Below are 13,544 nucleotides of genomic sequence, written 5' to 3'. Positions count from 1 at the left end.
TTCAGTAATCGCCTTCAGGTTTCAATTCCCGGGACAGCAGAACCGGCCCCAGTTGGTCAACGGACAGCTTGCCTGCCAGCACCGCCACGACGGCGGCAGTGATGGGCATTTCGACGCCGAGCTTGCCGGCAAGTTCATGGACGGCCTGGCCGGACTTGATGCCCTCGGCGGTCTGGGTCATCTTCCGGCCTACCTCCTCCAGCGTCAGGCCCTGTCCCAGCAGCCGGCCGGCAGTGTGGTTCCGGGACAGCGCGGAGGAACATGTTGCCACGAGGTCGCCAAGCCCTGCGAGCCCGGCCATGGTTTTCGCTTCGCCGCCCAGCGCCAGCGCAAGGCGGGATGTTTCCGCAAGGCCGCGGGTAATTACCGAGGCCTTAGTGTTGTCCCCCATCTGCCTGCCCTCGCAAATGCCCACGGCAAGTGCGATGACGTTCTTGACGATGCCGCCGATTTCGACGCCGACGACGTCCGAAGTGGTGTACGGGCGGAAGTAGGGGGCGGTGCAGCTCCTGGCAAGCCAGCCCGCCGTCGCGGAATCCGTGCAGGCCACAACGGACGCGGTGGGTTCCTCACGGGCAATTTCCATGGCGAGGTTGGGTCCTGAGACGACCGCGATGCGTTCCTGCGGCAGGCCCAGTTCCTGGCTGATGACCTCACTCATCCGGGCGTCGGTTCCCAGCTCCAGGCCTTTCATGAGGGAGACGACGACGGCCCCGGGGGCGATCATGTCCTTCCACTCCCGCAGCTGGGGACGCAGCGACTGGGCCGGAACGGCCACCACCACCAGCTCCGCCCCTGCCAGGACCTCTCGGACGTCGGTTGACGCCGTGATGCTCTCCGGCAGGACGATGTCCTTGAGGTAGTCGCTGTTGCGGTGGCTGGTGTTGATCTCTTCCACCACTTCGGCACGCCTGCCCCACAGCCTGATGGCGCGCGGCGTACCGGTGGCGATGGCGGCGTCGGCCAGGATCTTCGCGAACGTTGTTCCCCATGATCCTGCACCGAGGACGGCCACGGGGCGGGCCGCTCCCGGCTTTGCGTCAGCGGTCACTGCGCTTCCGTTCCTGCGCCCGGCTGCTGCCCGCGTTCCACGAACCGCCCGTGCTTGGCCTGCTGCTGCTTGGCCGGATCCCAGCGTTCCGCGGGAGGCTGCTCACCGCGCAGGCCCGCCAGGAGCTCCGTGATGGCGTCCATGATCAGTTCGGTGGCCTCGCTCAGTGTGGCCTTGTCCAGGGGACGGCCCTTGAACGCGCTCAGGTCCACGGGATCGCCCACCACCACGCGGGAACGCTTCCGCGGGAACAGGTGGAACCGCTTACCGTACCTGGGGAAGACCTCGTGCGCACCCCAGTGGGCGATGGGCACCACCGGGATGCCCCCTTCGAGGGCAAGCCGTGCCGCGCCGGTGTGTCCCTTCATCGGCCAAAGCCCGGGGTCGCGGGTCAGAGTGCCCTCCGGGTAGATGATGATTGCGCCGCCCTCAGCCACAATCTCCTGGGCCACCTGCAGCGACCGGTTCGCTCCCGCCGTCGAACGCTCCACCGGCACCTGCTTGGTGGCGCGCAGGAGCGGGCCCAGGCCGGGCACCTTGAAGAGCCCGGCCTTGGCCAGGAAGTGCGGGGCCCGCTTCTGGTTGTAGAGCATGTGCCCCACCACCAGGGGGTCGATTTCGGTGCAGTGGTTGGGCGCGGCAATGAAGCCGCCTGCGGGAAGCTTCTCAGTGCCTTCCCAGGTTTTGGACATCATGAGGTTCATCAGGGGCCGGACGACGCCGGCGATGAACACAAATGTGGCCCTGCTCTTGGCAGATTCCTTCACAGTCCCGCTCTACTTCGTGGTGGTGATGTCGAAATCGGCACCGAGTCCGGCAAGCTTCTCGGTGAAGCGCTCGTAGCCGCGGTTGATGATGTCGATGCCGGTGACCCGTGAGGTTCCCGTGGCCGCCAGGGCGGCGATCAGGTGGCTGAACCCGCCGCGCAGGTCCGGAACGTCGATGTCGGTTCCCTTGAGCTGGGTGGGGCCGGAAATGACCGCGGAGTGCAGGAAGTTCCGTTGGCCGAAGCGGCACGGGACGCTGCCCAGGCACTCCCGGTGCACCTGGATGCTGGCGCCCATGCGGATGAGCGCGTCCGTAAAGCCGAAGCGGTTCTCGTACACCGTTTCATGGACAATCGAGACGCCCTCGGCCTGGGTGAGTGCCACCACCAGCGGCTGCTGCCAGTCGGTCATGAAGCCGGGGTGGACGTCCGTTTCGAGGACCAGCGGGTTCAGCTTGCCGCCCTTGTGGTAGAACCGGATGCCGTCCTCGCCGATGTCCATTCCGCCGCCCACTTTGCGGTAGGTGTTCAGGAAGGTCATCATGTCGCGCTGGGAGGCACCCTCGACGAAGATGTCGCCGCGGGTCACCAGCGCCGCCGACGCCCAGGACGCCGACTCATTGCGGTCCGAAAGGGCGCGGTGGTTGTAGCCGCCCAGGTCGCGGACGCCCTCGATGCGGATGGTGCGGTCAGTCTGGACGCTGATGATGGCGCCCATCTTCTGCAGCACGGCGATGAGGTCGATGATTTCCGGTTCGGTGGCGGCGCCGGAAAGTTCCGTGATGCCTTCCGCGCGGGTGGCGCTCAGCAGGACCTGCTCCGTGGCCCCCACAGAGGGGTAAGGGAGGGAGATTTTGGCGCCATGAAGGCCTTTGGGCGCCGAGATGTGGATGCCACCGGGGCGTTTCTCCACCACGGCACCGAACTGGCGCAGGACGTCCAGGTGGTAGTCGATGGGCCGGTCGCCGATCTTGCAGCCGCCCAGGTCCGGGATAAAGGCTTCGCCGATCGCGTGGATCAGCGGCCCGCACAGCAGGATGGGAATGCGGGAGTCGCCGGCGTGGGCGTCGATCGCGGTGCTCGGCGCCGTCTTGGCGGCCTTGGGATCGAGGGTGAGGTCACCGTTGACGGGGTCTTTCTCCACCGTCACGCCATGCAGCTGCAGCAGGGATGTGACTACCTCGACGTCCTTGATTTCCGGCACGTTCCGCAACACCGAGGGTTCGTTGCCCAGCAGCGCCGCCACCATTGCCTTGGGGACAAGGTTCTTTGCCCCACGGACGCTGACGCGGCCTGTAAGCGGGACACCGCCGCGGATTGTCAGAACACTACTCATATACCGGTTTCCTCACGATCACTAGCCCCCAAAACCTTGCAAAGGCTCCAACCAAGCATAGGAGGTCGCGTTACCGAACCGAAATAAGGGGGCACCGGCGGCGGGGCGTGGCGGAACGGGCAACCGCCGCCGGATGGCGCACCCCAGGCTAGGAAAGCTTCGCCGGCAGGGTCCTGGGCTTGAACGCCGGGCGGGTGGCCTCGTAGGCCGTGATGTCGGCTTCGTGCTGCAGGGTCAGCCCGATGTCATCCAGGCCTTCCAGGAGCCGCCAGCGGGTGTAGTCATCGATCTCAAAGGGCGCCACGATGTTGCCGCACACCACGGTCTTGGATTCGAGGTCCACCGTGACCTGGGTGCCCGGGGCGTTCTCGAGTGCCTTCCAGATGAGCTCGATGTCGTCCTGGGCCACCTGGGCGGCGAGCAGCCCCTGCTTGCCCGAGTTGCCGCGGAAAATATCGGCGAAGCGGGACGAAAGCACGGCCTTGAAGCCGTAGTCCTTCAACGCCCAGACGGCGTGCTCGCGGGAGGAACCGGTTCCGAAGTCCGGGCCGGCCACCAGGACCGAACCGGCGTTGTACGGCTCCTGGTTCAAGATGAAGGAGGAGTCCTTCCGCCACGCCGAGAACAGGGCGTCCTCGAAGCCGGTCCGGGTGATGCGCTTGAGGTACACCGCGGGGATGATCTGGTCGGTGTCGACGTTGCTCTGGCGCAGCGGGACGCCAATGCCGGTGTGCTTGGTGAACTTTTCCATGGTGTTGTCCTAGGCTGCGTCGATGCGGATGGCTGCGGGTTCGGGGGTCGGTTCAAGGTCCGACGGCGAGCTGAGCGTGCCGCGCACGGCCGTGGCTGCCGCCACCACCGGCGAGACCAGGTGCGTGCGTCCGCCCTTGCCCTGCCGTCCTTCGAAGTTGCGGTTGGAGGTGGAGGCGCACCGCTCCCCCGGCTCCAGCTGGTCCGGGTTCATGCCCAGGCACATGGAGCAGCCGGCGAAGCGCCATTCGGCACCGAAGTCCTTGAAGACCTTGTCCAGGCCCTCCGCCTCGGCTTCGAGTCGGACGCGGGCCGAGCCAGGCACCACCAGCATGCGGACCTGCGGGTCCTTTTCGCGGCCGCGGATGATGTCCGCGGCAGCGCGCAGGTCCTCGATCCGGGAGTTGGTGCAGGAACCGAGGAAGACGGTGTCTACCCTGATGTCCTTCATCGGTGTGCCGGCCTCAAGTCCCATGTACTGCAGGGCGCGCTCGGCGGCGGCCTTGGCGTTCTCGTCGCCGAAGTCCTCGGGGGACGGAACGGCCTGGGACAGGGACACGCCCTGGCCGGGGTTGGTGCCCCAAGTGACGAAGGGCTCCAGCGTGTCGGCGTCCAGGTCCACCTCGACGTCGAAGGTGGCGTCGTCGTCGGTCCGCAGCGTGTTCCAGTACTCGACGGCGGCGTCCCAGTCAGCGCCTTCCGGCGCGTGCGGACGGCCCAGCATGTAGTCGTAGGTGGTCTGGTCGGGGGCCACCATGCCGGCTCTGGCGCCTGCCTCGATGGACATGTTGCAGATGGTCATCCGCGCTTCCATGGACAACGCCCGGATGGCCGAGCCGCGGTATTCCAGCACATAGCCCTGGCCGCCGCCGGTGCCGATCTTTGCGATCACGGCGAGGATAATGTCCTTGGCGGTAACGCCCGGGCGCAGGGTGCCCTCCACGTTGATGGCCATGGTCTTGAACGGCTTCAGGGACAGGGTCTGGGTGGCCATGACGTGCTCCACCTCGGACGTGCCGATGCCCATGGCCAGCGCGCCGAACGCACCGTGCGTGGAGGTGTGCGAGTCGCCGCAGACCACCGTCATGCCGGGCTGCGTGAGGCCCAGCTGGGGACCTACGACGTGGACGATGCCCTGTTCGGCGTCGCCCAGGCTGTGCAGCCGGACCCCGAACTCCGCGCAGTTGTTGCGCAGGGTCTGGATCTGGGTGCGGCTGGTGAGGTCGGCAATGGGCTTGTCGATATCCAGGGTGGGGGTGTTGTGGTCTTCGGTGGCGATGGTCAGGTCCGGCCGGCGCAGCTTGCGCCCGGCCAGGCGCAGGCCTTCAAAGGCCTGCGGGGACGTGACTTCGTGGACCAGGTGAAGGTCGATGAAGAGAAGGTCAGGCTGGGCGTTGGCACCATCGCCGTCACCTTTGCGCACCACGTGTGCGTCCCAGACTTTCTCGGCCAATGTCTTTCCCATGGCCCTCTCCCTTCACTGCTGTTTGGCTGAATGGTCCAACTGAATCAGGAGGGCTCCACGCCGCGCCACCCGAAAGATTTGCATCTCAGATAATGAGACGGCAATATCATTACATGGACAATTCTAGTGGAGTCGGTGTCATTGATAAAGCGGCCCAGGTGCTCGATGCCCTCGAGGCAGGACCCACCACCCTGGCGCAGCTTGTAGCCGCCACAGGCCTGGCCCGCCCCACTGTCCACCGCCTCGCTTTGGCGCTGGTGCACCACCGGCTCGTCAGCCGCGACATCCAGGGCCGCTTCGTGCTCGGCAGCAGGCTTGTTGAGCTCGCCTCGGCAGCCGGCGAGGACCGCCTGATCGCCTCCGCCGGCCCGGTCCTGATGCAACTGCGCGACGCAACGGGCGAGAGCGCCCAGATCTTCCGCCGCCAGGGCGACTGGCGCGTCTGCGTCGCCTCCGCCGAGCGGCCCATCGGCCTGCGCGACACCATCCCCGTCGGCACCCAATTGTCCATGAAGGCAGGTTCCGCGGCCCAGGTCCTGCTGGCGTGGGAAGACCACGACCGGCTCCTGGAGGGCCTGCAGTCGGCCCGCTTTACGCCCACCGTCCTGGCAGGAGTACGACGACGGGGCTGGGGGCAGAGCCTGGGCGAACGCGAGCCGGGGGTCGCGTCCGTCTCGGCACCGGTGCGGGGTCCGTCCGGCAGGGTGATCGCCGCCGTCTCCATTTCGGGCCCCATCGAACGCCTGACCCGCCAGCCGGGACGCCTCCACGCCGAAGTGGTCTGCAATGCAGGACGCATCCTGACCGAGGCGCTGCGGAAGAACAACGACTAGGACCTTCCCCTCCCCCGGCCGCCCGCGCCGCTAGGCTGTGGCCATGGGCAGCAACGCAGTGTTCCTCCGCGGCATCAACGTGGGGGGAATCAATATCAAAATGGCGGACCTCAGGGACGCATTGAAGACCTGTGGTTTCGAGGACGCGAAGACCCTGCTGGCGAGCGGCAACGTGGTGCTGTCCAGCAGCCTGGACGCCGCAGCCGTGAAGCGCGAATGCGAAAAGTGCCTCCGAGCGGCCTTTGGCTACGAAGCATGGGTGGTGGTCCTGGAAGCCGGGCGGGTGGGCTACCTGGTGGAAGCATGCCCTTACCCTGACGACGACAAGTCCACCCACGCCTACATCACCATCTCCTCGGACACCGCCGTCCTGGACGAACTGGAAGCAGCCGGCTCATCCCTGGAAGGCCACGCCCAGCAGCGGCTGGCGCCGGAGGCGCTTGCCTGGCTTGCCCCCGTAGGCGGAACCCTGGACAGTCCCTTCAGCAAAATCAGCGCCAAGGCGAAGTTCAAAGCCGCGACCACCACGCGGAACCTGCGCACCATGATCAAGGTCCGCGACGCCGCACGGGCCCTCGCAGCGGGCTAGCGAACAGGCCTAGGCCTGCCCGGCCTTCCTCAGTGCCTTGTTGAACGCCGCAAGCCTTCCGATTTCCGCTTCCACTGGTTCCACGACCAGCTCCTGAGCCGCCGCCGCAACGGCACTGTTGAGCCGTCGTCGTGCCCTTGCAGCCCTGGCCTGGGCAGCCGCGGCTGCAATGAAACGTCCGGTGATCGCCAGGAAGATCCCCAAAACCAATCCGAAGGCGATCATCAGGGTGGGCACCGGCCATCCCTCCACGCGCGGCACCTCCGGCACCGGCAGCTGGAGGTAGCCGAGCCCGGCCAGGACGCCCAGCCAGCCCAGACCGCCCAGCAGGATTAACAGTGCCAGCCACTGCACCACGTTGAAGGCACCCCACCACCATGCCTTCCGGTTGGCGGCCAGGTCGGTTCCGGCGATGGCCTGGTCCAGCGCATCGGGCAGGCGCTCCCGGCCGGCCCTTGCAGCCCCCCGGATCGCGGCCCGCCATGGGCCGGGTGCTCCGGCGCTGGCCGCGTCCGCGAACTCCCTGACAGCTGCATCGGTGCGTGCCCGCTCCGGCGCACCGGCCGGCGGCAGCGATGTCCGGTTCAGGCTGGCAGGAGAACTGCTTCGGAGGTTGAGCCGGCGCAGCGGGTCAACCCGGAACCGGGAGAGCCAGCGGGTTACCGGCCAGCCGGTGCGGCGCACGGACTCGAGTCGGTAGGACTGTCCCACAGCCCGCACCACGGCAGGCACATTCGCCGCAACAGCCAGTTCGTCCGCAAGCTGTGTCCTGGTGGCAGAACGGATCCCTGCGGCGTCGCCGTCACCGGAGGCGTGCCGCAGGTCCTCTGCGGCCTTGCTGATGTCCGCTTCCAACCGCCGGGACTGGGCCTGCCGCTGCACGGCCACTTTCCGGATCGCTGCCCGCACCTCCCCAATTCCTGCGCCCGTCAGGGCGGATGAAGCGAGTACGCGTACCTGTCCCAGCCCCTCGCCGGCAAGGATCGCGTGCAGCGAGTCAAGCACCGGCTGCACATCGTGCGCGGGAAGCCGGTCCACTTGGTTGAGGACCACCAGCGTGACGGCCCCGTGGGACGCCAGCGGCGCCAGGAACCCGTTATGGAGTGCCGCATCCGCATATTTCTGCGGATCGAGCACCCACACCAGGACGTCCACCAGGCCCACCATGCGCTGCACGATCTCGCGGTTGGCGGCGTGGGTGGAGTCGAAGTCGGGGAGGTCCAGCAGGATCAGCCCGGTCCGTTCGTCCGCGAAGCCCTCCACGGGCTGGGCGTGGTGCCGGTTCCCCACCTCCAGCCAGTCGAGGAGCGCTTCACTGCCCGCCGCTCCCCAGACCCCTGCCAACGGTTCCGATGTGGTGGGCCGGCGCGCGGCCGCCGTCGCGATTTCCGCGCCGCTGACGGCGTTGAAGCGGGACGACTTGCCGCTTCCCGTTGCCCCAAAGAAGCCGACCACTGTGTGGTCACCGGACAGCGAACGGCGGGAACTTGCGCGTTCCAGGACGTCGAACGCTTCCTGCAGCGCCTGGTCCGGCAGGACCCCCTCCCCCAGTTCGCGGGCGTCCTGGAGTGCCTGGAGCCGGGTGTCCAGCCGCGAGGACTCCCGCGCTCCGCTGTGCCGGCTCACGCGCTCTCCGCCAGCCGCGCCAGTCTTCCGGCCTGCACTGCAAGTGTCTGTGCCAGGTCCGGGTTGTCCGCCGGCAGCCGCTGCAGAAACTTCTGCTGCTCGTCCATCAGCAGCTGCCGGCAGCGCACGGCCAGGTCCTCGCGCGCCTTGTCCGCCATCCGGCGCACGGCATCCTCGCCGAACACAGCCTCCAGCAGGCGCTGGCCCACGACGGCGGTTCCTCCGGCCACGCCGATCTCCAGTCCCGTAAGCCCCGCCGTCATCGAAAACACCACGATCATCAGCGCGGCACCGAGGCCGTTGATGCCGAACGACAGCCAGCGCGCCTGGGTGCGTTTGCCCTGGCCCTCGGTGCGGATCAGCTCCATCAATGCTTCCTGCCAGGCCCGGATCTCCGCAGCCGCCCGGTCAGCGAACCCGGGCGCCGTCCCTGACAGGTCGTCCGCGGCCAGCAGTTGCCGGCCGGCCGGGTCCGAGCGCCACCGCTGGTCGGTGTCTTCGGCAGCATTGGCTGCCTCGTCGACAATGACTGCCTGCAGGCCGGTCTCGATGGCCGCTTCCACCCGCACGGCCGGCGCGGGTTCGCCACGGAAGAATGCCCCCATCCGGTCCCTGAACCGGCCCACGTTCTGCTCCAGCGTGCGGAAGAATTCGCCGGTGCCCACGAAGTCCTGCCAGCGGGCCAGAACCTCGCCCCGCAGCAGGGCTCCGTCGCGGGTGGCGTCCAAGATCCGGGTGGCCGCATTTTCATAAGCCGCCACGGCGTCGGATTCGAGCCGGGCAGCGGCCTGTTCCTGTGCACGCACAGAATCGGCGAGGTCCGCAATCCGCTGGGCCAACGCACAGACCGTCCCGTTCAGCGTTCGGCGTGCCACGTCGGCCCGCCCCACGGCATCGGACGCCAGCGACGCCAGCCACTCCCGCAACTCGTCCACGGCCCCGGCCGGCAGCATGCCGTGAGTATCCAGCATTGTTTCGGCGATGATGAACAGACGGCTTCCGGCCAGGCCTTCGCGGTCCAGCAGGCCACGGAGGTCCTGGCTCACCTCCGCTTCGGCGCCCTGCGGCACCCGGTCCAGCACCACGGCCACCGTGATGTCCCGGGAAGCGGCATCGAGGAGGAGCTTCCAGGGGACGGCGTCGGCATACCGGTTTGCGGTGGTGACAAACACCCAGAGGTCGGCGGCGGCCAGCAGCTGTCCGGCCAGGAGGCGGTTCTGGTCCGAGATCGAGTCGACGTCGGGAGCGTCGAGGAGGGCAATGCCGGCGGGCACTGCTGCATCAGCCAGCAGGACCAGGGAATCGGTGGCAGCGGCCGGCTCCCCCGCGTGGCCAGTGGGCGCCGGACTGGCAGCCAGGGTTCCCCGGATCCGGCTTAGCCCCGGCAGGACGCGCTGGCCCTCAAACCAGACAGCTTCGGCGGGGTTGTGCAGCAGGATCGGCTGGCGGGTGGTGGGCCGGATGGCTCCCGCGCGGGTTACCGGATGCCCCACGAGTCCGTTCACGAGGGTGGATTTGCCCGCGCCCGTGGAACCGCCGACGACGGCAAGCAGGGGTGCATCCAGGCTGCGGTACCGGGGAAGGATGTAGTCGTCCAGCTGGGCCCTTGCGGCTGCGGCGCCGCGCCGCGCCTGGTCTGCACCCGGCAGGGCCAGCGGCAGCGTGACATCGTCCAGCCCACTGCGGATTTCCTCCAGCAGCGTCACCGCCGGCAAGGTTTGCGGTGGCGGCTGGGCTGGGCGGCCGTGCTCGTCATGGGAGGTCACAGCAACATCATGCCAGTTGAGGAGCTCGTCTCGGATCCTTCCAGCGGCGGAACCAGCCCCGTGCCGGCATTTCTACGTATCGGCAAGATAGCCATGCCACCGGAAACACCAACAGCAGTGAGACTGCGGCGAATAAAAGAGGCGGGACCGCCGTGTGCAGCCCCATGGAAGCCAGAACCTGCTGGACTGGCCATCCGTAAATGTACACACCATAGGAGATGTCGAAGCGTGAGCCGACACTGGCCAGGGGAAGGTAGAGCGAGCTCGCCAGCAGCAACACACACAACGGGATGTGTATGAGTGACGGCACAAGTCCGGCCCCACCGATGGCAATGACACCCACCGCGCATGCACCAACCGCAACCTGACTCGCTGAGATTCGATCCCGGTAGAGGTAGGTTAGCGAGCCCGCCAAAAACGTCAGCAGGGGCACCAACGGCCAGTCCGGTGGCGTACGTACAGGCCCCCAGCCCATGTCAAGAGTGAACACAAAAGCCGAGCCCACCAAGAAAGGGACAAGTAGAGCAACTCGGGCCAATTCTGGTCGGAGAACACCCAAGACAGTGCCAGCGAGGGCATAGCAGACTAGCTCCCAGAACAACGTCCAGAACGGCCCGTTCCAGGCCCCCGGATCGGGAAGTCCATCCAGGGAACCAGGGATGCCTCTGAGAGCGACGCCAGGGGCACCAGCGGACAAATTGGATAGGAAGAACAGCACGGCATCATAAAAGGCGTATCTCCGTCCCGTCGCTAGGGCGCTCAAGGGCGCGAACACAAACGAGACGGTGGCGATACAAGCAACGAGCCCAGGGAAAATCCTAAGGAGGCGGGCACGCCAATAGGTCCTGACCGTTGAAGTCATCCTGCTCTGTGTTATCAGGTACCCGGAGATTCCGAAAAACCCAAGAACCGCCCAGCTGCCGAGCTTGACACCCCCGGGGGCCGGTTCCGGTCCGTACGCGCCCAGCCACCAGGAGTGCGACACGATCACCAAAGACGCAAGACCCAGCCGCAACGCGTTCAGTGAGTTCCTACGGCGACCAAAGAGATTTCCCAGCACACATCCCCCAACCTCAGCTGATGAAAGCACCGTAGACGATCAGCCTCAGCGCAACCGCGGGGTATGCGCAAGTTAAACGAAAAAATGGTCCCGGGCTGTTGCCCGGAACCATTTCCGATGGTGACCCCAGCGGGATTCGAACCCGCGTTACCGCCGTGAGAGGGCGGCGTACTAGGCCGCTATACGATGGGGCCGTGTACTTCCGGCAGCGTTTCCGCTGCTCAAGCTCAGTGAGTATCTCACACACTTTGCCATGGTTTCAAATCGGCGAACCGAGTGGAAACCTACTGTTTTGCGGCTGAAATCAGCACTCAAACCAGAGCTGGGATACCAGGACTCGAACCTAGAATGACGGTACCAGAAACCGTAGTGTTGCCAATTACACCATATCCCAATGGCACTTTCGGGCCGGATTTCAGGGCGTTTTCCCTGCTCCGTGCGCCTCAGCACGAGAAATTACTTTACCCGAGACTTTCGGCTCGCACAAATCGAGAGCTGGCCGGCCTGGAACCCGGAGTGAACCGGTTTGCTCCAAACCCCTTGCCCACCTTCCGGTCATATGGTTACCCTCGAGTAAGTTACCCATCAGTAACAATCTCCCTTCCCCCTCTCATGGGGCACCCACGAGGAAAACGGGAACGCCTTACCAGCCACGGTTTTTCGCCCCCGGGCAGCGTCGTCCGGCGGAAGTTAGGAAGTGTCAGCGTTGACAACCCGCACAGCAACCATTGCCGCAGCCAGGCCCAGACCCCGGTCACAATCCATCGCAATCATCGCTTTGTCCCTCTTGCTCACCCTGTTCCTTGCGTTCTACACCTACCTCACCGGCCAGATCTCCAACGGTACCGCCCAGCTCATGGACGGTGCCGGGCAGGCGGCCGCGGGGGCGTCGCAACTCAAGGACGGCTCCGGGCAACTGGCCACCGGGGCGGGCGCAGCGAACAAGGGCGCAGTCCAGGTCAAAGACGGCTCGGTCAAGGTCAAGGACGGAAGCGCCGAGCTTAATACCGGGGCTGCAGCCCTGCAGGCGGGTGCCGGGAAGATCTTCTCCGGAGTCCGCGACCAGCTGGCGCCCGGGGTGGACAAGCTGCATGCCGGCACCACCAAACTGCAGAATGACGTCCTGAACAAACTCGTCCCCGGCGTCTACCAGGTGGATGACGGCGCCCGAAAGCTTCAGGCCGGCGCCGTCGCCCTGTCCGCGGCGCTGACTCCCACTGCTGCCGGAAACGCGCCGAACAACCTGGCCGACGGTGCGGGACAGCTGGCGGCGGGCACGGGCCGGCTCGCCGCAGGCGCCGGTCAGCTCGACGCCGGCGCCACCAGCTTGAGCGCAGGGACAGCGGCGCTGAAGAACGGAACGGCGCAGCTGAAGGGCTACCCGGGCGCGGGGAACGATCCGGCCAAGGGAGACGGGCTCGCAGCGCTCAGCCAGGGCCTGGACCAGCTTGAAGCGGCTGCGAACGGGCCCCAGGGCCTGGTTCCCCTGGCCGTCATCAAGGACCAGATCGCCAAGTTGGCGGACGGCGGACGGCGCGCCTACGCGGGAGCGGGGCAGCTCGATGCGGGAGCAGCAAAGCTGAACGACGGCGCCGGGCAGCTCAAGGCCGGAACCGGCAGCTTGACCACGGGAGCCGCCCAGCTGGATGAAGGGGCCGGCCGGCTGAAGGCAGGCTTCGCCACGCTGGCCGGAAAGCTCAATGCGACGGACCCGCAAAATCCGGGCGTGGTACTGGGCACCTCCATGCTGGCCGAGGGCACGGCCAAGATCAGGGTGGGAATGGACGGCGTCCCCGGCAACCCGGACAGCCCCGGGCTGATTTACGCGGCGAACAACCTCCAGGACGGCACCACCAAACTCAGCGCCGGAATCAACGGCGGCGAAGACCCCGCCAACCCGGGCCTGCTGGCCGGAACCGAGGCGTTGTCGGACGGAACAGTGGCCCTGAGCCGCGGCACAGGCCAGCTGCAGGCCGGATCCGCCCAGCTCGCCGACGGAACAGGCCAGCTCGCGGACGGCAACGGCAAGCTGGACGACGGCTCGGTTAAACTCGCCGACGGTGCGGGCAAGCTGGCGGACGGCAACGCGAAAATAGCGGCCGGCACGCAGGAGCTGCACTCGAAGGTGGCCGCTGTCTCGCCGTCGTCGTGGCTGGACAACCCTGCAGTCGCACTTGGGGTGGTGGCGCTGCTGGTGGCTGCCGCCGTCGGGGCCTACCTGGTCCTCCGCAGGCGTTCCCTCCGGCCGGAAGCTGCGGCCTGACACCTGGAGCACTTTCGCCGACACAGCGGCCGCCGCCCC

The 13,544-nt window shown here is 66.8% G+C and carries 11 protein-coding genes and 2 tRNA genes; 3 read left to right on the top strand and 10 right to left on the bottom strand.

Annotated features, from left to right (window positions below; all coding sequences use genetic code 11):
- Position 1: 1 nt before the first annotated feature.
- From MRBLMD1_RS05170 to leuC, 5 genes are all read right to left on the bottom strand, one after another.
- The gene (locus MRBLMD1_RS05170) at positions 2-1,051 is read right to left on the bottom strand and encodes an NAD(P)H-dependent glycerol-3-phosphate dehydrogenase (RefSeq protein WP_364397908.1); all 1,050 of its coding nucleotides are present in this window, start codon (positions 1,049-1,051) and stop codon (positions 2-4) included.
- Positions 1,048-1,818, bottom strand: coding sequence for a lysophospholipid acyltransferase family protein (locus MRBLMD1_RS05165; RefSeq protein WP_275181307.1), 771 nt, complete (start codon positions 1,816-1,818; stop codon positions 1,048-1,050). The genes MRBLMD1_RS05170 and MRBLMD1_RS05165 overlap by 4 nt, the downstream gene beginning before the upstream one ends.
- Before the next feature lie 9 nt (positions 1,819-1,827).
- Positions 1,828-3,153: a UDP-N-acetylglucosamine 1-carboxyvinyltransferase gene (murA, locus tag MRBLMD1_RS05160; protein ID WP_026265620.1), complete on the bottom strand. Its 1,326-nt coding sequence runs from the start codon at positions 3,151-3,153 to the stop codon at positions 1,828-1,830.
- Positions 3,154-3,301: 148 nt separating this feature from the next.
- Positions 3,302-3,904: a 3-isopropylmalate dehydratase small subunit gene (gene leuD / locus MRBLMD1_RS05155; RefSeq protein ID WP_364397905.1), complete on the bottom strand. Its 603-nt coding sequence runs from the start codon at positions 3,902-3,904 to the stop codon at positions 3,302-3,304.
- A gap of 9 nt (positions 3,905-3,913) precedes the next feature.
- The gene (leuC, locus tag MRBLMD1_RS05150; protein WP_364397903.1) at positions 3,914-5,368 is read right to left on the bottom strand and encodes a 3-isopropylmalate dehydratase large subunit; all 1,455 of its coding nucleotides are present in this window, start codon (positions 5,366-5,368) and stop codon (positions 3,914-3,916) included.
- Between the two features lie 113 nt (positions 5,369-5,481).
- Here leuC and MRBLMD1_RS05145 point away from each other — a divergent pair, with 113 nt between their 5' ends.
- Together MRBLMD1_RS05145 and MRBLMD1_RS05140 are read left to right on the top strand one after the other, a co-directional pair.
- A complete protein-coding gene (locus tag MRBLMD1_RS05145) occupies positions 5,482-6,201 on the top strand; it encodes an IclR family transcriptional regulator (RefSeq protein WP_009356552.1) in 720 nt (239 codons plus the stop codon).
- A gap of 43 nt (positions 6,202-6,244) precedes the next feature.
- Positions 6,245-6,790: a DUF1697 domain-containing protein gene (locus tag MRBLMD1_RS05140; RefSeq protein ID WP_364397900.1), complete on the top strand. Its 546-nt coding sequence runs from the start codon at positions 6,245-6,247 to the stop codon at positions 6,788-6,790.
- Between the two features lie 9 nt (positions 6,791-6,799).
- Here the strand turns inward: MRBLMD1_RS05140 and MRBLMD1_RS05135 are convergent, their stop codons facing one another.
- The 5 genes from MRBLMD1_RS05135 to MRBLMD1_RS05115 all read right to left on the bottom strand — a co-directional run bounded on the left by MRBLMD1_RS05135 (position 6,800) and on the right by MRBLMD1_RS05115 (position 11,636).
- A complete protein-coding gene (locus MRBLMD1_RS05135; protein ID WP_364397898.1) occupies positions 6,800-8,416 on the bottom strand; it encodes a GTPase in 1,617 nt (538 codons plus the stop codon).
- Positions 8,413-10,182: a dynamin family protein gene (locus MRBLMD1_RS05130; RefSeq protein ID WP_364397896.1), complete on the bottom strand. Its 1,770-nt coding sequence runs from the start codon at positions 10,180-10,182 to the stop codon at positions 8,413-8,415. The genes MRBLMD1_RS05135 and MRBLMD1_RS05130 overlap by 4 nt, the downstream gene beginning before the upstream one ends.
- A 7-nt stretch (positions 10,183-10,189) precedes the next feature.
- Positions 10,190-11,242, bottom strand: a complete 1,053-nt coding sequence (locus MRBLMD1_RS05125; protein ID WP_364397894.1) for an acyltransferase family protein — start codon at positions 11,240-11,242, stop codon at positions 10,190-10,192.
- A gap of 118 nt (positions 11,243-11,360) precedes the next feature.
- Positions 11,361-11,436 (bottom strand) — tRNA-Glu (locus MRBLMD1_RS05120).
- 128 nt (positions 11,437-11,564) lie between these two features.
- Positions 11,565-11,636 (bottom strand) — tRNA-Gln (locus MRBLMD1_RS05115).
- Positions 11,637-12,020: 384 nt separating this feature from the next.
- Here MRBLMD1_RS05115 and MRBLMD1_RS05110 point away from each other — a divergent pair.
- A complete protein-coding gene (locus MRBLMD1_RS05110; RefSeq protein ID WP_364397892.1) occupies positions 12,021-13,505 on the top strand; it encodes a hypothetical protein in 1,485 nt (494 codons plus the stop codon).
- Positions 13,506-13,544: the final 39 nt, after the last annotated feature.

This window comes from Pseudarthrobacter sp. LMD1-1-1.1 (assembly GCF_040676255.1).
Taxonomy (GTDB): Bacteria; Actinomycetota; Actinomycetes; order Actinomycetales; family Micrococcaceae; genus Arthrobacter.
This window is presented reverse-complemented; position numbering and strand designations above follow the sequence as displayed.

Excerpts from the sequence above, each read along its gene's own strand:
- murA (WP_026265620.1), bottom strand. The coding sequence starts at position 3,153 with ATGAGTAGTGTTCTGACAATCCGCGGCGGTGTCCCGCTTACAGGCCGC.
- leuD (WP_364397905.1), bottom strand. The coding sequence starts at position 3,904 with ATGGAAAAGTTCACCAAGCACACCGGCATTGGCGTCCCGCTGCGCCAG.
- leuC (WP_364397903.1), bottom strand. The coding sequence starts at position 5,368 with ATGGGAAAGACATTGGCCGAGAAAGTCTGGGACGCACACGTGGTGCGC.
- MRBLMD1_RS05145 (WP_009356552.1), top strand. The coding sequence starts at position 5,482 with ATGGACAATTCTAGTGGAGTCGGTGTCATTGATAAAGCGGCCCAGGTG.
- MRBLMD1_RS05140 (WP_364397900.1), top strand. The coding sequence starts at position 6,245 with ATGGGCAGCAACGCAGTGTTCCTCCGCGGCATCAACGTGGGGGGAATC.